Source organism: Arcobacter vandammei (genome assembly GCF_016106035.1).
Taxonomy (GTDB): Bacteria; Campylobacterota; Campylobacteria; order Campylobacterales; family Arcobacteraceae; genus Aliarcobacter; species Aliarcobacter vandammei.
In genome coordinates this window covers 46,675-64,296 of record NZ_JADKPZ010000001.1, presented here as the reverse complement: position 1 = coordinate 64,296, position 17,622 = coordinate 46,675, and the positions used below count along the sequence as shown (strand labels likewise).

Annotated in this window: 20 protein-coding genes; 17 read left to right on the top strand and 3 right to left on the bottom strand. The window is 25.6% G+C overall.

What is annotated here, in order from left to right; all coding sequences use genetic code 11:
* Positions 1 to 85: 85 nt before the first annotated feature.
* The 4 genes from IQC44_RS00375 to IQC44_RS00360 all read left to right on the top strand — a co-directional run bounded on the left by IQC44_RS00375 (position 86) and on the right by IQC44_RS00360 (position 1,475).
* Complete coding sequence (locus IQC44_RS00375) at positions 86 to 379, top strand: hypothetical protein (RefSeq protein ID WP_198304213.1); 294 nt, start codon at positions 86 to 88, stop codon at positions 377 to 379.
* Between the two features lie 23 nt (positions 380 to 402).
* Complete coding sequence (locus IQC44_RS00370) at positions 403 to 681, top strand: hypothetical protein (RefSeq protein ID WP_198304212.1); 279 nt, start codon at positions 403 to 405, stop codon at positions 679 to 681.
* Entirely contained in the window at positions 674 to 961 is a 288-nt protein-coding gene (locus tag IQC44_RS00365; RefSeq protein ID WP_198304211.1) for a hypothetical protein, read from the top strand. Before IQC44_RS00370 ends, IQC44_RS00365 begins: the two co-directional genes overlap by 8 nt.
* Positions 962 to 1,283: 322 nt before the next feature.
* Positions 1,284 to 1,475 (top strand): hypothetical protein, encoded by a 192-nt coding sequence (locus tag IQC44_RS00360; RefSeq protein WP_198304210.1) that lies wholly within the window; start codon positions 1,284 to 1,286, stop codon positions 1,473 to 1,475.
* A gap of 55 nt (positions 1,476 to 1,530) precedes the next feature.
* Here IQC44_RS00360 and IQC44_RS00355 read toward each other — a convergent pair whose 3' ends face one another.
* Entirely contained in the window at positions 1,531 to 1,782 is a 252-nt protein-coding gene (locus IQC44_RS00355) for a helix-turn-helix transcriptional regulator (protein ID WP_198304209.1), read from the bottom strand.
* Positions 1,783 to 1,882: 100 nt separating this feature from the next.
* Between IQC44_RS00355 and IQC44_RS00350 the strand changes: the two genes are divergently transcribed.
* The 8 genes from IQC44_RS00350 to IQC44_RS00315 all read left to right on the top strand — a co-directional run bounded on the left by IQC44_RS00350 (position 1,883) and on the right by IQC44_RS00315 (position 9,123).
* Positions 1,883 to 2,155, top strand: coding sequence for a hypothetical protein (locus tag IQC44_RS00350; protein WP_198304208.1), 273 nt, complete (start codon positions 1,883 to 1,885; stop codon positions 2,153 to 2,155).
* Between the two features lie 38 nt (positions 2,156 to 2,193).
* On the top strand, positions 2,194 to 2,406 hold the full coding sequence (locus IQC44_RS00345) for a PLDc N-terminal domain-containing protein (protein ID WP_198304207.1): 213 nt from the start codon (positions 2,194 to 2,196) through the stop codon (positions 2,404 to 2,406).
* Between the two features lie 25 nt (positions 2,407 to 2,431).
* Positions 2,432 to 3,559 carry a hypothetical protein gene (locus IQC44_RS00340; RefSeq protein ID WP_198304206.1) on the top strand — a complete coding sequence of 376 codons (1,128 nt, stop codon included), beginning with the start codon at positions 2,432 to 2,434 and terminating at the stop codon, positions 3,557 to 3,559.
* Positions 3,556 to 4,284: a cold-shock protein gene (locus IQC44_RS00335; protein WP_198304205.1), complete on the top strand. Its 729-nt coding sequence runs from the start codon at positions 3,556 to 3,558 to the stop codon at positions 4,282 to 4,284. Before IQC44_RS00340 ends, IQC44_RS00335 begins: the two co-directional genes overlap by 4 nt.
* 900 nt (positions 4,285 to 5,184) lie before the next feature.
* Positions 5,185 to 6,102 carry a site-specific integrase gene (locus tag IQC44_RS00330; protein WP_198304204.1) on the top strand — a complete coding sequence of 306 codons (918 nt, stop codon included), beginning with the start codon at positions 5,185 to 5,187 and terminating at the stop codon, positions 6,100 to 6,102.
* Positions 6,103 to 7,120: 1,018 nt separating this feature from the next.
* Entirely contained in the window at positions 7,121 to 7,435 is a 315-nt protein-coding gene (locus IQC44_RS00325; protein WP_198304203.1) for a helix-turn-helix domain-containing protein, read from the top strand.
* Complete coding sequence (locus tag IQC44_RS00320) at positions 7,428 to 8,708, top strand: type II toxin-antitoxin system HipA family toxin (protein WP_198304202.1); 1,281 nt, start codon at positions 7,428 to 7,430, stop codon at positions 8,706 to 8,708. The genes IQC44_RS00325 and IQC44_RS00320 overlap by 8 nt, the downstream gene beginning before the upstream one ends.
* A gap of 274 nt (positions 8,709 to 8,982) precedes the next feature.
* Positions 8,983 to 9,123 (top strand): hypothetical protein, encoded by a 141-nt coding sequence (locus IQC44_RS00315; RefSeq protein ID WP_198304201.1) that lies wholly within the window; start codon positions 8,983 to 8,985, stop codon positions 9,121 to 9,123.
* Between the two features lie 349 nt (positions 9,124 to 9,472).
* Here the strand turns inward: IQC44_RS00315 and IQC44_RS00310 are convergent, their stop codons facing one another.
* On the bottom strand, positions 9,473 to 10,108 hold the full coding sequence (locus tag IQC44_RS00310) for a hypothetical protein (RefSeq protein WP_198304200.1): 636 nt from the start codon (positions 10,106 to 10,108) through the stop codon (positions 9,473 to 9,475).
* Entirely contained in the window at positions 10,105 to 10,554 is a 450-nt protein-coding gene (locus IQC44_RS00305) for a hypothetical protein (protein ID WP_198304199.1), read from the bottom strand. Before IQC44_RS00305 ends, IQC44_RS00310 begins: the two co-directional genes overlap by 4 nt.
* Positions 10,555 to 10,747: 193 nt before the next feature.
* On the opposite strand from IQC44_RS00305, the gene hsdR reads away from it, so the two are divergent.
* The 5 genes from hsdR to IQC44_RS00280 are packed head-to-tail and all read left to right on the top strand — an operon-like array spanning position 10,748 to position 17,622.
* Positions 10,748 to 13,132 carry an EcoAI/FtnUII family type I restriction enzme subunit R gene (gene hsdR, locus IQC44_RS11740; protein ID WP_198304198.1) on the top strand — a complete coding sequence of 795 codons (2,385 nt, stop codon included), beginning with the start codon at positions 10,748 to 10,750 and terminating at the stop codon, positions 13,130 to 13,132.
* Between the two features lie 3 nt (positions 13,133 to 13,135).
* Entirely contained in the window at positions 13,136 to 14,563 is a 1,428-nt protein-coding gene (locus tag IQC44_RS00295) for a type I restriction-modification system subunit M (protein ID WP_198304197.1), read from the top strand.
* Entirely contained in the window at positions 14,560 to 15,882 is a 1,323-nt protein-coding gene (locus tag IQC44_RS00290) for a restriction endonuclease subunit S (protein ID WP_198304196.1), read from the top strand. The genes IQC44_RS00295 and IQC44_RS00290 overlap by 4 nt, the downstream gene beginning before the upstream one ends.
* Positions 15,866 to 16,708: a hypothetical protein gene (locus tag IQC44_RS00285; RefSeq protein ID WP_198304195.1), complete on the top strand. Its 843-nt coding sequence runs from the start codon at positions 15,866 to 15,868 to the stop codon at positions 16,706 to 16,708. The genes IQC44_RS00290 and IQC44_RS00285 overlap by 17 nt, the downstream gene beginning before the upstream one ends.
* Before the next feature lie 5 nt (positions 16,709 to 16,713).
* Positions 16,714 to 17,622 carry a hypothetical protein gene (locus IQC44_RS00280; RefSeq protein ID WP_198304194.1) on the top strand — a complete coding sequence of 303 codons (909 nt, stop codon included), beginning with the start codon at positions 16,714 to 16,716 and terminating at the stop codon, positions 17,620 to 17,622.

Below are 17,622 nucleotides of genomic sequence, written 5' to 3'. Positions count from 1 at the left end.
GATAGCTATTGATTTTATAACTAAATTAGTTTATAATTGCTTAAATAATATCTATTTTAGATAAATAATCAACAAGGAGCAATATATGGATAATCAAAAAGTTTTATCAGATGAATGTAATAAAGATAAAGAACTATTTAATTCTAATATTAAAGTTTTAGTTATTTTTGTTAGTTTTATTCTGTTTTTAATAGCAGTTCTTTATTCTGATGAAAAGAAGAAAAAAGAGCTTTATAGTGCTTTTGAAAAAGGAGATGAAATTATTTGTAATAATTTTATAGTTTCTAAAAGTTTAGGATTTAAACTTGATAAAAAAAGTAAAGATAGAGTTAGTGACGGTAAAAATACATTTATTATATATAACTGTATGGTTAAATAGAGTAAAAAATAAAAGGAAGTGCTATGTGTAATTTTTATAAAAATATGAATCACTTTTTTGGAAGTTTAGGTGTTACTTTAGTAGTTGTATCTATATTAGTTCTAATAGGCTCTTTTATACTTAGCTTATTTTATGCTATGTTTTTTGCTCCTGATGATTTGTATGTAAATATTAATATGGTTCTATTATATATTGTATTTTGGGGTGTATTACTTGTAACTGGTCAAAAATTGGCATCTAAAGCTCCTAATAGTGTATTTAGATTTAAAGATAATAAAAGTACAAGTAGTACAGATGAATGAAAATAGATTAGAACAATATGAAAATACAAATGGAAAGATTATTGCTTGGACACTATTTATTTTATTCTTAATTTCATTTCCAATATTAGCAGTCCTTTGGCTTGAACATATTAGAAATGATCTTATAAATGATTTCAATAGTAATAAAACTATAGTTTGTAATGTAAGTAACATAAAAATAGAAGTCTCAAAGTCTGATAATTGGTCTATTGATGATAGCTATAACTTTGTTAAAGGTCCAACAGAACTAATAATCTCAAGATGTGAAACTAAGGAGTAAAAATATGATACCAAGAGGATTCTTCTATAAAAATATGTTTTTATTTCTAATATACTTTTTACATGGCAAATTAATGTTATGGATATTTATATTTTATATAACAACTGCAATTTATTTCAAAGTTAATGATGGAACATTTTTAATGAATTTTATAATTATATTTCTACTTTTAGTAGCTATTCAGATTTTTATGAAAGATAATTTAAACAAAGAACTATATAGATATAAAAAATATTTAGTACTAAAAAGAAAAAGAGTCAATAGGAGTAAAAATGAAAAAAACTAAAATACTAATCTCAAAATTTGATAATAAGGATAAAATTTGAAAAACTATTTAATAATTGTATTCTTTACAATATTTCCAGCAATAATACTATTTTTTAGTAATAGTAATATAAAAGATGTAAGAGAAGCTGCAATATTTTTATTTATTGCTGGAGTAGGGTTAATATTTTTATTTTATAGAAAAGATAAAGATGAAAGAGTGATGAAGTTTATAAATGATTTTTTTTAATGGTAAATATAAAATACTTTTATAAAATATTTAACGAGCCAAAATTAATAAGAATTTATTCAAATAAAACTTCAATATTTATACTTAATGATTTGGATATTTTATATAAATGCTCTAAATTAAAATGTTTATCATATTTATTGTTTTCACAGTTTGAATAAAAGGCAATTGATTTAATACCTATATCAAGAGCAAGTTTTTCTTGTGATAAGCCTTTTTCTAATCTATGCTTTTTAACATTGTTAGATATTTTTTTATAAAAAAGTTCAATCTCTTCTTTTGAACTGTTGCTAAAGTCTATATACATTTATATTTATCCTATAGGTTAAAATTAATATAAACTTTAATGAGATATAATCCTTTAGTCTTTATTCTATAGGATAAAAATAAAATACAAAAGGGAGAAAATGAGAAAAATATTATTATTAAGTTCAAGTTTTGGATTGGCAACATTATTTTTTACAGGTTGCTCTTCTGAGCCAGATGAAAAAACTGTAAAAGCTATTGCAGCTAAATATAATGTTAAATCAGCACAAGAATCTGATATAAAAATAGTAAAATCTTTTGAAAAAGATGGAAAAATAGTATATATCCTACAAATCAAAGGAATGATTTGTGAAATGCCTATGATTGAAATAGATAAACAATGGAATGCTACTGGCATAAAATGTGGTGGCTAATCAAGTCTTAACTAAAAAATATTAAATAAGGAGAAAATATGGGAATGCCTTCTGGAATTGATTTGTTGATTATGGTGATTTTTATGATTATGCCAATAGTTATGTTAATTAATGTAATTGCTAGTGAATTTAAAGATAGTACAAATAAACTTATTTGGATAATAGTAATTTTGATTTTGTATCCAATAGGATGGATTTTATATTTGATTTTTGGAAGAAAACATAAAATTAAAAAAGGTGAACTTAAATAATTTAAGTTCAATAAGGAAAGATATAATGCAGAAATTCAGGATTTTAATACTTTTTGCTGTAACACTTTTATTTACAGCTTGCTCTCAAAAACTAAAAGATGGAATTCTTAAAGTAGATAAAGAGTATAAACAGAATAATAGTAAAACAAAAGTCTTTTATGTTGATAATAACTATTCAAAGACTAGAGAACAACTTAATAAATTAGTTGAAGATTTAAACAATAATAAAATTGTACCACCTGTATTAACTTCTAATGTAAATCTAAATAATAGAGATGTTTATTATGAACCAACATTTATAAATATATTTGCTTCAGGAAGAGATGAACAAAAAAATACTAATAATCTTGCCTTAGATTTTCAATTTAAATTAGATGAAAATAGTAATTATATTGTTGTAACAAATAAAAAATACTCATCAAATGTAGAAGCTTATATCGACTATGAAAATATAATGCGAGGAATTTGGAGTAAATGGCTTTGGAACTCTTATGATAAAAGAGATGAGTTTGGTGTAAAAGGTACATTTGGCTCTTACTCTATAAATGAACTTGATTTAAAAAATAGTGGAATAATCAAATTTACTACACAAAAAGAGAGAGTTAGAAACTATTATGCCCCACTTATTAAAAAACAAATTTTTGATGGTGGATATGAGTTTGTTGATAAAATAGAAGATGCAGATAAAATTGTAGAGATTGAATTTGGAAGAGATTATAATAACTCAGAAATAAGAGATCTTAAAAAATTAGGAAGACCATTAGATGTTAAATTTAGTACATCTAAAATAGACTTTAATATCGAACAAAGTGCAATGAGTGTTGCAGGAAATTTATCTAATTCTAGCTCTCTTGGTGCTGGTGTTGGACTTGGAGTTCTTTTAATTGGAGCATTGCTTCCAAATGATAGTTTGTTTGTTCCTATATTTGTAAAAGTTATTGATAAAAAAGAGAATAAAGAGTTTTTAATTGATAATTTAGTTGCAACAGATCCATTAACTTATGATAAAAGATTTATGAGTGATGAAATTTATGAAAGAGTTTTTAACTCAGATATTGCAACTCAACAACTAAGAAAAATTCAATCTAATATTTATGCTGGACTTATTAGAAATCTTAAACACTATCAAAAAAATTTAGATGATAAAAAATGATAGGTACAGTAACATCTTATTTGTCTGAAAAAAACTATGGCTTTATTAAAGGTGAAGATAGAAAAGATTATTTTTTTCATGATTCATCTTTAAAAGATAAAAAAGATATTGATAAATTGTGTGAAGATTTAATTTTAAAATTTGAACAAAAAGCTACTCCCAAAGGTTATAGTGCAGTAAATATAAGATTACTGGATAATAATACAACTTTGAAATACAATGTTCCAGATACAGTTTATATTAGTAAAAAAGATGAAATTAAAGGTTGGGAAGTTATTGAAGAATCAGATTGGATAATAACAGGAACTTCAAGAGAATCTCCAGATAGTGCAAAAGAAGATTTAATAAATAAAGCAAACTTAATAGGTGCAAATGCAGTTTTTTATGTAAATTATTATAAAACAACTGGTTCTGAAGCAGGGACTGGAAGAGGTATTCACCATTATACAATTCATAACTATGTAGGAAGAGCTATGAATATTGGTAAGAAAAATCCTAATGGAAAATATTCTATCCAAGATTTAACTTTTATAAATAAACATGCTTCTGAATTAAAAGATTATTATAAAAATAGAAATAAAAAAAGTATAATGTATAGAATGATATTTTGGTTAATTATAGTAATAGTATTTATAAAATTTCTCATATTTGTAATACCTATAATAATATTAATAGAAGTATTTCTTCCAATCAATAAAGAAGGTTTATGGTTAGAAGAGAAATAAAATATTTTTAGCTTTAAAACATAAATTTAAAGGATAATTAAATATTATCAAAAGTAAAATAGTATATTCAAAATAATAAATAAAGAAAATTTATAAATAAAAAGGTAGCAGTAATGGAAATACCAATTAACCCTGGATCAATTACAATGATGATAATTTTAGCCTTTGGAATATTTCTAGCTTATGGGAAATACTCTTATGAAAAAGATTTAAAGAATAAGAAAAAATAGTTTGATAATTTATAGAAGAAACACTCTAAATAAAATTTAATTTTCAAAAATCATCTCTTAAAATAATTCAAGTTATAACTACATATCTTTTCAAAATAAATCTCTTAGCAAATAAAAAATTTAGAAAAATAAATTTAAAAATCTTAAAATTACTGTTTTATTTGCTGTTTACTAAATGTTTTTTTTACTGTTTTTTTGTAAAAAATAAACACTTTAATAAAGCCTTATTCTAGGCTTCTTTTTTCAAACTTAGCAAAAAAAAGGAAACCGAAGTAAAAATTTAAACTATCAAAAGAATTTACCTGAAAATAATAAACAAAAATTTGTGTTACAATTTTATAACTTTAACTTTTTAAACAATTGGTTTACAAAATTTTGTAAGCTAGATTTAAAATATATTTTTTTATAAATATATTAACCAATAGATGTTTTATCTATTAAAAAATATCTATTACTACTAATCTTTTCTAATTTATAAAAGCACAATTACTTTTAATAAACTAAAAAGATAAATTCAAAAAAATAATCCTGAACTCTACGGAGATCCTTTAAAACATTACACAAAAAATTCAGATGCAAGAATTTAAATAAATGCAGATTGACTTAACTATATAAATTGCTTAAGATAGGAGCTTAATCTATCACTAAAAAAATTAAATTAAGGATTATAATGAGAGGAAGTGTTTACTATCAAAGTTCGCAATTAACTAAACAAATATTTCAAGATGGTGCAAAAAAATCTGAAAAAACAGATCCAAACCATGAACACTTTCAAAAGGTTTCTAGCTATAAAACTATGGAGAGTTATAGAAGTATTTGGAATAACTTTTTTAACTATCTGTTGGAACATTGGAACATAAAAGATTTTGAGAAAATTGAATCTCATCATATTCAAGCTTATATGGATTATAAAATTGAATACTATCCTTCAAAACAGTATCTTGAAAAAATATCAGCAGCTCTTGGTAAACTAGAAACTGCATTAAAACTCTTTTCTAAAAATATTTACAAAGTAGAAAAAGATTATGACTTTTCAATTCGACAAACTATTTTAAATGAAGCTAGAGATTTAAAATTTGTAGCAAATAATTATCACAACAGAGCATATAATAATCCAAAACTTTTAATCTTTAATTTAAAAAATCCTATTCATAAACTTGCCGCAAATATTCAACTTGAAGGTGGAGCTAGAATTGAAGGTGTTGCACTTATAAAACCTGAACAGCTTTTAGGAACTAAAATAGATTTAATCACAAATACACAAAAAGGAATTATTTTTACAAAAGAAAAAGGTGGGAAGCAGGGTGAAGTTTTAGTATCACTTGAAACTTATAATGCATTAGAAAATTATATATCTATAAATTCTAAATTTAAAATCAATAGGCAAGATTATTATAATGATATAAAACAATCAGCACTTATTTCAAAAGAAATTTCTGAAGGCTCACATGGTCTTAGATGGAATTTTGCAAAAAGAAGAATGTTTGAATATGGGAAGGCTTCTTACTCTTACTCTGAATCGTTACAACAAGTAAGCTATGAGATGAAACATAATAGAGCTAGTATCACTGAGCACTATTTGGGTTAGATTTTTTAGCTATAATTATAAATAAAATTAGAGTTTTGGATAAATTATTATGACTAATAATGAAATAGCTGTTGGTATTATGATGGTAGTTGCTATTATAGCAGCAGTAATATTCGTTAGAGATATTCGTTAATAGAAATAGAATAATGTAATTTGTATATTTGTAAATATTTAAAGAAGGGATAGAAAATGGTTACTATGTTTGTAGTTTATGGGACAATTACTCTTATTGGAATCTTATATACAATAGGACATAATGAGTATCTAAAGGATAAAGATGCTTGAATTATTTCAGTCATTAACTTTGATTGTTGTTGGATCTTTTGTGTGGTATTTAGGTAAAGGATTGGATAGTAAAAAAAGAAGAAAAAATGAGCAACAACACTAGGATTGACGATGCTAGTTACTTTGGCATTAATAGTTAATTTGATACTATAAAAATAGTAGCAAAAAAAAGAAATTATCAAATACATCTATCCTTCCAATACATAATATTGACTTTTTTTTAAATTTTGTTAAAATTTTGATAAGATTTAGTCTTATTGATAAAGTCAGTAGAAGTTGCAGCTTTTACCAACTAACTTGTCTATCTTAATATACTTTCGTAACTATTAAGCATAATAACAAGATTATCAATAAGGCTTGGCCTATCTGTCATGCTGTCTAAGAATAAATTATTTGCTTTAAAATATTATACTTTAGTTACCATATAAGAAAAAATATAATTTTCATTAAGCTCATCAGGATTACCTTTTTAAAAGTACTTGTTTGATTTAAATATATGATTATTTCGAAATCAAATGATAACTCCATTCCAGTTGTTTCACTTTTATGTTTCCATTTTTTGAAGAGTTAGTGAAATAAAATTGAAAAATTAGTTGTTGAAATTACTTTACAAGTTTTAGGAGATAAACTAATCTCAAATATATTATTTTAAGCATTTTTTTACTATATTAAACTTTATATAAAATGTTTTATATTTAAATATAGGAATAAAACATACTAAAAGGAGTTTTATTTGATAGAATTAAAAACACCATTTGAGATTATAGAAGAGTTAAGCTTAGTTATTGAAAAAACAAGAATAAATCAAAATCTAAGACAAAAAGATTTATGTAAAAATGCTGGAGTATCTATCTCTACTTATCAAAACTTTTTATATGATAAAAAAATAAGTATTACTAGCTTGGTAAAAATTATGTACTCTTTAGATATGCACAAAAACCTAAGTGGACTTATATCTTATGATGAGATAAAAAGCCTTGAAGATATAAAAAGAGCTAAAAAAGAGGAAACTAAACCACAAAGAGTGAGATTAAAAGAAGATGAATAAAGATATAGAACTAGAGGCACTTATCTATGGTAAAAAAATAGGGGAATTACTTTATTATCAAAATAGGATTTACTTTGAGTACGATACAAAATTCTTAAAAGAAAATATAGAAATCTCTCCTTTGAAACTTGATACAAAAAAAACAAAAGGTGCTTATACAAATCTTGATAATTTTGATTTATACCAAGGTTTAGCTGGAGTCTTTTTTGATCTTTTACCTGATATTCACGGAATGCCTTTTATAGATAGATATTTTGAAGCAAAAGGCTATAAAGCTAGTGATATTACACTTTTACATAAACTTGCATTTATTGGAGATAGAGGTTTAGGAGCTATTGAGTTTAAACCAAAAGAAGAAGCAAAAAACTATGATATAGATGAGATTTTAAGTGTAAAAGATGCTTATGAAGATATGAAGACTATTTTGGAAAATAAAAACTCTATTTATAGTGTTGCTAAACTTATGAATATTTTAAATAGTGCATCTTCTATTGGTGGTGCAAGACCTAAAATACTTATAACTTACAATCATTTATCAAATCAGATTAAATATAATAATAAAAAATTAGATAGTGGATATAAAAGAGCTATTATAAAATTTGATGAGATTTACCCAAATAGTAAACTTATAGATGAGAGTTTAGATGATACAAAGCTTGAATATTTGTTTATGAAAAGTGCAAAAAATTGTGGTATTAATATTCCAAATATTTATCTTTATAAAGAAAAAATAGGCACTCATTTGATACTTGAAAGATTTGATAGAGATGAAGCTGATAAAAAAATTCATATATCAACAGCATCAGCACTTATGCACAAAGATATAAGTGTCCCAAAGGTGATGTCTTATGAGGAACTTTTTGCTTTTACAAATAAAATTTGTAAAAAACAATCAACTATTGAAGAGCTATTTAGAAGAATGGTTTTCAATATTTTGATTTTAAACTACGATGACCATGCAAAAAACTTCTCTTTTATAATGAGTAAAAATGGCTCTTGGGATTTATCACCTGCTTATGATATTACTTATTCAAAAGGAAGATTGCAAGAGCATTTAACTACTATAAATGGGAAAGGTAAAAATATCTTAGTAGAAGATATGCTAAATCTTGCAAAGAAAAATCTAATTGATGAAAAATTTGTTTTAGAAACAATTAAAAATATAAAAGATGAACTTAGTTTGTTTGAAACAAAGGCAAAAGAATTAGGAATAAAAGAGGAAAATTATATAAATATTTGTGAAGATATAAAGAATAAAATCAGAAGTTTCTAATTAGAAAAAGTGCTACTGTTGGTTTTACACACTTTGGAAGACGGCTCGATGATAGTTTAAATTTATGATAGAAGAATTTTAGGAGTTATCTGATGCTGACACAGAATGTAAACTTTTCGACTATTATAACTTCTGAACTTACAACATACAATAGGGCACATGAATATTTAAAGGATAAAGATGCTTGAATTATTTCAGTCATTAATTTTGATTGTTGTTGGATCTTTTGTGTGGTATTTAGATAAAGGTTTAAATAATAAAAAAAGGAGAAAAAATGGGTAATGTAAGTCAAGGACTAATAGTATTAGGAACATTTACTGCTATTGCAGCTTTGATTCCAATATTAATGAGAATCTTTATGAAAAGCACAAATAAAAAAGATAAAAATTTTGATAAATCTAGCAAACTAATCTAAAATAAAAAAGGCTAAAAATGAGTCCAATAGATAAAATTATTTTATTGGCGACAATTCTTACAATAATAGCTTTTATATTAAAAGGTGCTATTTGGTATATTGATAGTACAAATGAAACAGAGAGCAAATAAAAAATGGAAGAAGTATTAAGATTTATATTAGTTGCATCATTTGCACTTACTGTACTTTATCTGTCTTTTAAAGTAAAAAATAAAAATCAATAATTTTGCTAAACTTTTAGTAAACTAATCTAAACAGTAAATATTGTCAAAGTATTGCTCATTTGAACTAATCCATTAGAGATATGACTTTACCTCTAATGGATAGTTTTAAGACTTTAAAAAAATAATTAAAAAATATTACTTTTATAAATGTTTTTTTTACTATTTAAGATTCGAAGTAACTTAGGATTATTTTTTAATATTTCAGCTTCATTTTTTAATTCACTTTCAAGAATATTTGAAATAAATTCAAAATTATCACTTTTTGAGTTAATGACATTTATATATTTATTGATAATTTTATCTTCTGTATATTTATGCAATATACTAGGATATTTAAATCTACAATGGTAAAATGATTTATCCAAAAAGATAAGCAATGAGGCAAATATTAATTTCTCAAGTTCATGTATAGTTAGAACATATTTCTTTAATACAATAGCCTCTAATATTTTACAAACTGCAGAATTTATTTGAATAACTGCAACAGTTAAACTACAATCACCATATCTAGGAAAATAAGTATAGTGATGTACAGACATTACTTTGTCTGTATATTCATTTATTTTTATCAAAATATAAAAAATATCTTTCATAAAAATATCTGAAAAATAAACTTCATTTTTGTAGATAAGCTTTAGAAAATCATATGTCTCCCAAAATCTATATTTTGAAAGAATCTTATTATAAATATTTTTTTGTATTTTACTAAGTAAAGAAACATTAATTTCAGATTCTTTTATAATAATTGATTTTTTCTTCATATTTTATCTCCTTCAATTTTTTTCCAAATTTGATAAAGATAAGAATGATTTACTTCTACATTATATTTTTTACCTAAAAACTGTGTAAGCTCTCTAAAACTCATATTTGACATCAATATAGCTTCTCTGATAATAGCCCAATGTTCCAATAATAGCATTTCTTTATTTGTTTTTTGTCTAAATATTTTTTTATGTTTTTCCATTTGAAGTTTTTCAGGTGGGAGTGAGTTAATATATTCTCGAATAGAAATTATAAGTGCTGATTGGGATAATGTTTCATTGTCATAATTTTTATAAATATCTTTTAATTTGTGGAAATTAACTCTTTGCCTTTTAAATATTTCATTTCTTCTATTCTCATCAAAATCAGCAAACTCATTAAAAGCTTTTTTAATAGCTTTTTGTCCTAGTTTTGTGAGACTTTCACAATTTTTTAAATTGTCCATTTTTTTCCTTTGATATAGTTTTTAAATATATTTATTTTTAGTAAAAAATATATTTATACCTATATTCATAATTTAAGAAATAATATGAAATATAGACAAAAAGTGTTAAATCAAAATTCCAATAAGTGTGTTTTATAAACATTTAGATAAAATCTAAGCTATTTTAAAAAATAGATATATCGTAGGGGTTAAAGTGTCATCAAAAAAAGAGCTAACAGAAAGAGATATTTGTACAAAATATATAAACCCTGCTTTACTTAAATCTGGTTGGGATTTACAATCTCAAATTAGAGAAGAGGTTTACTTTACTGATGGAAAAATTTATGTAAAGGGAAACAAAACAAAAAGAGGTGAAGGTAAAAAAGCAGACTATATTCTTTATTATAAACCAAATATTCCAGTAGCAATTATTGAAGCAAAAGACAATAATCATAGAGTTCAAGATGGAATACAACAAGGCTTAGATTATGCAAATATTTTAGATATTCCAGTTGTTTTTTCAAGCAATGGTGATGGCTTTTATGAACATGATAAAACTATTTCTAATGGCACTATTGAAAGAGAGTTATCATTAGATAGTTTTCCTACACCAGATGAACTTTGGCAAAGATACAAAAAATACAAAGGAATCTCAACTCCTAAAGAAGAGAATATTGCTTCACAAGATTATTTCTTCGATGGTACAAACAAAAATCCAAGGTATTACCAACAAATAGCAATAAATAGAACAGTAGAAGCAATAGCAAAAGGACAAAATAGAATTTTGCTTGTAATGGCTACTGGTACAGGTAAAACATATACAGCTTTTCAGATTATTCATAGACTTTGGAAAAGTGGAGAAAAGAAAAGGATTTTATTTTTAGCTGATAGAAATGCTTTAATAGACCAAACAAAAAGAGGTGATTTTAGGCATTTCAAAGACAAAATGACAGTTATAAGAAAAAAACAGATTGATAAATCTTATGAAATATATTTAGCACTTTATCAAGGACTTACAAATTATGATGAAGATAAAGACGCATATAGAGAATTTAGCCCAGATTTTTTTGATTTAATCGTAATAGATGAGGCACATCGTGGAAGTGCAGCAGAAGATAGTGCTTGGAGAGAGATACTTGATTACTTTACAAATGCTACACAAATAGGACTTACAGCAACACCAAAAGAGACAAAAGAAGTTTCAAATATAGAGTATTTTGGAGAACCAATTTATACATACTCTTTAAAAGAGGGGATTGATGATGGTTTTTTAGCACCTTATAAAGTTATAAGAGTTGGGCTAAATATTGATTTAGAAGGATATGAGCCTGAAGTTGGAAAAAAAGATAAACAAGGCAATGAAGTAGAAAAAAGAATATACAACAGAAAAGATTTTGATAGAAGTCTTGTAATTGATGAAAGAACTCAAATAGTAGCTTCAAAAGTAACTGAATTTTTAAAGAAGAATGATAGATTTGATAAAACAATAGTATTTTGTACAGATATAGACCATGCAAGTAGAATGCGAAATGCTTTAGCAAACTTAAACAGTGATTTGATGGCACAAAATTCAAAATATGTAATGCAAATAACAGGAGATAATGATGAGGGTAAGAGAGAGCTTGATAACTTTATAAATCCTAGTGAAAAATACCCAGTAATTGCAACAACATCAAAACTTATGACAACAGGAGTTGATGCACAAACTTGTAAATTAATAGTTCTTGATAGCAATATAGGTTCAATGACAGAGTTTAAACAGATAATTGGTAGAGGAACTAGAATAAATGAAGAATATGGAAAAACTTTTTTTACAATAATGGATTTTAGAAATGTAACAGATAAGTTTATCGACCCTGATTTTGATGGCGAAGCAGTTAAAATAAAAGAGATAAAAGAAGATGAAGATATTGACAATACAGAAGATGATGATAATACTCCTATAATTGATGAAGAGAGTGGAGAAGAGATTATTTTTGTAACACCTGATATAAAAAATGCTGGAGAAATAGATGAAGAAACTAAAACACCAAGAGAAAAAATCTATATAAATGGTGTAGATGTTACAATACTAAATGAGAGAATACAAGTAAGAAACAATAGTGGAGAGTTAATAACAACAAGCTACAAAGACTATACAAAACAAAAAATTCAAGAAGAGTTTAGTTCTTTAGATGATTTCTTAAATAAATGGTCAAAAGCAGACAAAAAACAAGCAATTATAGATGAACTTTACGAAAAAGATATTTTATTTACAGAGCTAAAAGATGAAATTGGAAAAGATATAGATGTATTTGACTTAATTTGTCATATAGCTTACGATAAACCACCACTTACTAGAAAAGAGAGAGTAAAGAGTGTTCAAAAGCGAGATTATTTTACAAAATATGAGGGTACTGCAAGAGCAATTATAGAAAAATTACTTCAAAAATATTCTGATGAGGGAATAGAAGCCATTGAAACTATAGAAGTATTAAGACTTCCAGAATTTAGTCCTTTTGGAACAGCTATTGAAATAGTTAATACTTTTGGTGGTAGAAATAAATATTTAGAACTAATACAAGAGCTAGAGCAAGAAATTTATAAAGAGGCAGTTTAATAAATGAGTAAAAATATATCTTCTATAATAAAATCAATACAAAATATTATGAGAAATGACAAAGGTCTAAACGGTGATGCCCAAAGAATTGAGCAGTTAGGTTGGATGATTTTCTTAAAAATATTTGATGATAAAGATTTAGAGCTTGAACTAATCAAAGATGATTATATCTCACCAATTCCTAGTGAACTTCAGTGGAGAAATTGGGCTACAAATGATGAAGGAATTACAGGCGATGAATTACTTGATTTTATAGACAACAAGCTATTTACAACTTTAAAAAATCTATCAACATCAAACAAAAGAGCATTATTGATAAAAGAGGTTTTTGAAGGTAATAATAACTATATGAAATCAGGAACTATCATAAGACAAGTGATAAATAAAATAAATGAAGTCGATTTTAACAATAGCGAAGATAGACATCTTTTTGGGGATATTTACGAAACTATTTTAAAAGAGCTTCAAAGTGCAGGAAATAGTGGAGAATTTTACACTCCTAGAGCAATCACACAATTTGTTACACAAATGGTAAATCCTACTTTAAATGATATAGTTTTAGACCCAGCTTGTGGTACAGGTGGATTTTTGGTAAATGCAATAGAGCATATTACAAACAATAAAGAGCTAAAAACTCCAGAAGATAGAGTAACTTTACAAAACAATATAAAAGGAATGGAGCTAAAACCACTTCCACATATGTTGGCACTTACAAATTTGATTTTACACGATATTGAGCTACCAAATATTATATATGATGATGCCCTTTCAAAAGAGTTATCTTCAATATCAAACAAAGATAAAGTAAATTGTATCTTAGCAAATCCACCATTTGGTGGAAATGTAACAGACGGTATGGAAACAAATTTTCCTATGAACTATCGTACAAAAGAGAGTGCAGATTTGTTTTTGATTTTAATGATTGAGTATCTAAAAGAAGATGGAAAAGCTGGAATAGTTCTTCCAGATGGCTCACTCACAGGAGATGGGGTAAAACAAAGAATTAGAGAAAAACTCTTAACAGATTGTAATCTTCATACAATTGTGCGACTTCCAAACTCTGTATTTCAACCTTATGCTTCTGTTGCTACAAATTTACTATTTTTTACAAAAGGAAAACCAACATCTGAAATTTGGTATTATGAACACAAGTTACCAGAGGGACAAAAATCATATAGTAAAACAAAACCTATAAAAATAGAAGAGTTTGATACTTTAAAATCTTGGTGGAACAATAGAGTTGAAAATGAACAAGCTTGGAAAGTAAATATAGAAACTATAAAAGCAAATGGTTATAACTTAGATATTAAAAACCCACACAAAGAAGAAGATGAACAAAACCACACTTCAACAGAGCTTTTGGATATGCTTTCAAACTCTTTTTTAAAGAGCAATAAACTTTTAGAAAAATTAAAAAGTGAATTAATATGAGTAATTGGCAAAAAGTTAAAATTGGAGAACTCTTTGAATTAGAAAAAGGCTTACTTCAAAGTTCAAAATGTACAGAGGGAGAATATACATTTATAACAGCTGCACAAGAGTGGAAAACCCATAATAATTATTCTCACGAATGTGAAGCTTTAATATTTGCAGCAGCTGCTTCAGGTTCACTTGGAAGAACACATTATATTGATGATAAATTTATAGCTAGTGATTTGTGTTTTATTCTAACTCCAAAAAATAATAAAAAATATCCTATAAATCTTAAATTTTATCAATTTGTATTTAATTCTTTAAAAGATGAAATTGTAAAAAATACAAAAACAGGAACATCAAAAGAAGCTATAAATCAATCTAATCTTAGAAATTATGAAATACCATATTTTGAAATAGAAAAGCAAAACCTTTGGATAGATAAGCTTATAAATGCAAAATCAATAAGTGCTGATGTAAGTATAGAAATTGAAAATCAACAATCTCTTTTAAAACAATTAAAACAGACTATTTTACAAGAAGCAATAGAAGGGAAACTTACAGCAAATTGGAGAGAAGAAAATCAAAATATAGGTAGTGCAAAAGAGCTTTTAGAAGAGATAAAAAAAGAGAAAGCAAAACTTATAAAAGAGAAAAAAATAAAAGCCCAAAAACCACTTCCGCCAATAAGTGATGATGAAAAACCTTTTGATATTCCATCATCTTGGGAATGGTGTAGATTAGGGGATATTTTAAACATTGTTAGAGGTGGTTCTCCAAGACCAGCTGGAGACAAGAAATATTATGATGGAACAATACCTTTTCTAAAAGTTGCTGATTTAACCAAAGATGATGGAATGTATGTTGATGGTTATTCATACACTATAAAGGAAGCAGGTTTGCATAAAACTAGATATTTGCAAGAAGAAACTTTAATGCTAACAAATAGTGGTGCAACACTAGGTGTTCCTAAAATTTGTAATTTTCCAACCGCATTTAATGATGGAATTGCAGCTTTTATTCGTATGAATATAAGCTTGTTTAAGCCATTTTTTTATTATTTACTAAAGTCAAAAACAACTTGGTTTTTAAAAGAAGCTTCGAGGGGACAAGGGCAGCCAAATCTAAATACAGATATTATTGGTGAAACCATTATTCCTCTTCCACCACTTGAAGAACAAAAAGAGATAGTAGCGACAATAGAAAAACTTTTTGCTATTTGTGATGAACTTGAGAACGAAATCAAACAAAACAAAACAACAGTTGATAAGCTTATGGCAACAGTCCTTAAAGAAGCATTTGAAACTAAGGAGAATAATAATGAATATAAAGCTTGATGGTGGTTCAACCGATTTACATATGATAGCACTTAGTGATATGAAAAAACTTGCTGAAAGTATTCAAAAAATTTCATATAATTATGAGTATGAGCGATATGGTACTCGCAATAGAGAGATTTATATTCAAGCAAATAAAGAGGGTAGTTTTGAAATTGTTCTAGGATTGATTGATATTGTAAATTATCAAACTATTTTAGAAGGATTAGCAGGTGCATTTTTATATGATTTGATTAAAAAAATGAAAAGCTATACTCAATCTAAAGAATTTGTGGAAGATATTAAAAAACTTATTGATACTACATTTGAAATTGCAACCGAATTGGCAGAAGAAGAGTATTTTAATTCTCAATTTGTTAATAAAAAACAAACTATTGAAAGTAATTTGAAAAAAATTAATGCAGAATTTTCGAATTATAATGCAATGAAGCAAATTTCTTCGATAATTGCTCAAAATGAAGAAAAATCACTAAAACCTACATCAATTAAGATGATTGCGAAGAATGATATAGAACTTGAAGAAGTTTTAGAAATCAATATATCCAATAAACATATATTTGACAGTAATGAATTAGATAATATTAAAATAGATAATATAATCATTTCTGGTGTACCAGATGGATTAACAAGAAGTAGTAAGTTTTTTTATATAGATGTAGATTTTATAGGAAAAATGAAAATTAGAGCGACAGATAAACAGTTGTCAAAAATGAGTGATTATTTTAAAAATTCTCAAGCTGTAAAAATTGAAGTAGAGCCTATTATTAAAATTGGTGAACTTATAGAAACGAGAGATGCAAGACTTATTAAGATTATAGAGGAGTAATTTAAATGTATATTAATAAATCAAGAGTTCAAAATGTTGATAAATATTTAACTTTATTTAAAGAAGATGAAGAGGTATCAATTGTATTAAGTGATATAAGTACATTTGAAAAACAACTCAGAAATATGGGTTTTAGTAAAGAGTTTGATATAGGAGAACAATTACTACCCTCTATTGTAGGACCTATATCAAAAGTAAATGCAATAGGTAAAGAAATAATATTAGATAATTTGCCAAAGATAACTTTTTATGTATCACAAGATAGAAATTTTAAAGATTGGCATGGCAATAACCATAGTCGCTCAATTGATATTCCATATAAAAAATTTCAACGAGACTATATTAATGCCTATTCAATAGAATTAATTATTAGAAAAGATAATCAAAATAATAAGATATTAACTCATCGTACACAAGTAAAAAAATCTGATAAAGAACAGGTTAAACATATAATTAATTTATTTTTAGAACTATTTGGTTCTTGTGAAATAGTAGGAGTAGATTTTATATCAAAGGTAAAAACAAAAATTAAAAAAGTAAATTGGCACATATTGCCTCAAGGTGAAATGCCTTGGGAGAGATTGAGACATAATTTAAATGAAATGCTTGATATAGTTAAAGTTGAATATAAAGAAGATGCTCTTAATAGATTTGAGTTTATTAATAAATTTGCACCAAATTTTGTTGCAAGAGGAAATGGTGGATTTAATGATTATGTAGTCTTTGCTTTTGAAGATAAAAATTTATTTGTTATGGAAAACGCATTTGCAGGAAATGCTACATATGTATTTAGGGATGATTGGATTAATATATCTCAATTAACAAAAGCTCAGATACTAAAAGAAAATTTACAAGAAGATAGATTAATACATAAAAAGAATTGGAAAAGATTGATAACGGAAAAATTAGGATAA

Bases quoted from the DNA above. Each gene is read 5' to 3' on its own strand.
- IQC44_RS00290 (WP_198304196.1), top strand. From the start codon at position 14,560: ATGAGTAATTGGCAAAAAGTTAAAATTGGAGAACTCTTTGAATTAGAA.
- IQC44_RS00350 (WP_198304208.1), top strand. From the start codon at position 1,883: ATGAGAAAAATATTATTATTAAGTTCAAGTTTTGGATTGGCAACATTA.
- IQC44_RS00330 (WP_198304204.1), top strand. From the start codon at position 5,185: ATGAGAGGAAGTGTTTACTATCAAAGTTCGCAATTAACTAAACAAATA.
- IQC44_RS00310 (WP_198304200.1), bottom strand. From the start codon at position 10,108: ATGAAGAAAAAATCAATTATTATAAAAGAATCTGAAATTAATGTTTCT.
- IQC44_RS00375 (WP_198304213.1), top strand. From the start codon at position 86: ATGGATAATCAAAAAGTTTTATCAGATGAATGTAATAAAGATAAAGAA.
- IQC44_RS00305 (WP_198304199.1), bottom strand. From the start codon at position 10,554: ATGGACAATTTAAAAAATTGTGAAAGTCTCACAAAACTAGGACAAAAA.
- IQC44_RS00340 (WP_198304206.1), top strand. From the start codon at position 2,432: ATGCAGAAATTCAGGATTTTAATACTTTTTGCTGTAACACTTTTATTT.
- IQC44_RS00285 (WP_198304195.1), top strand. From the start codon at position 15,866: ATGAATATAAAGCTTGATGGTGGTTCAACCGATTTACATATGATAGCA.
- IQC44_RS00370 (WP_198304212.1), top strand. From the start codon at position 403: ATGTGTAATTTTTATAAAAATATGAATCACTTTTTTGGAAGTTTAGGT.
- IQC44_RS00355 (WP_198304209.1), bottom strand. From the start codon at position 1,782: ATGTATATAGACTTTAGCAACAGTTCAAAAGAAGAGATTGAACTTTTT.
- IQC44_RS00365 (WP_198304211.1), top strand. From the start codon at position 674: ATGAATGAAAATAGATTAGAACAATATGAAAATACAAATGGAAAGATT.
- IQC44_RS00335 (WP_198304205.1), top strand. From the start codon at position 3,556: ATGATAGGTACAGTAACATCTTATTTGTCTGAAAAAAACTATGGCTTT.
- IQC44_RS00295 (WP_198304197.1), top strand. From the start codon at position 13,136: ATGAGTAAAAATATATCTTCTATAATAAAATCAATACAAAATATTATG.
- IQC44_RS00320 (WP_198304202.1), top strand. From the start codon at position 7,428: ATGAATAAAGATATAGAACTAGAGGCACTTATCTATGGTAAAAAAATA.
- IQC44_RS00345 (WP_198304207.1), top strand. From the start codon at position 2,194: ATGGGAATGCCTTCTGGAATTGATTTGTTGATTATGGTGATTTTTATG.
- IQC44_RS00280 (WP_198304194.1), top strand. From the start codon at position 16,714: ATGTATATTAATAAATCAAGAGTTCAAAATGTTGATAAATATTTAACT.
- IQC44_RS00315 (WP_198304201.1), top strand. From the start codon at position 8,983: ATGGGTAATGTAAGTCAAGGACTAATAGTATTAGGAACATTTACTGCT.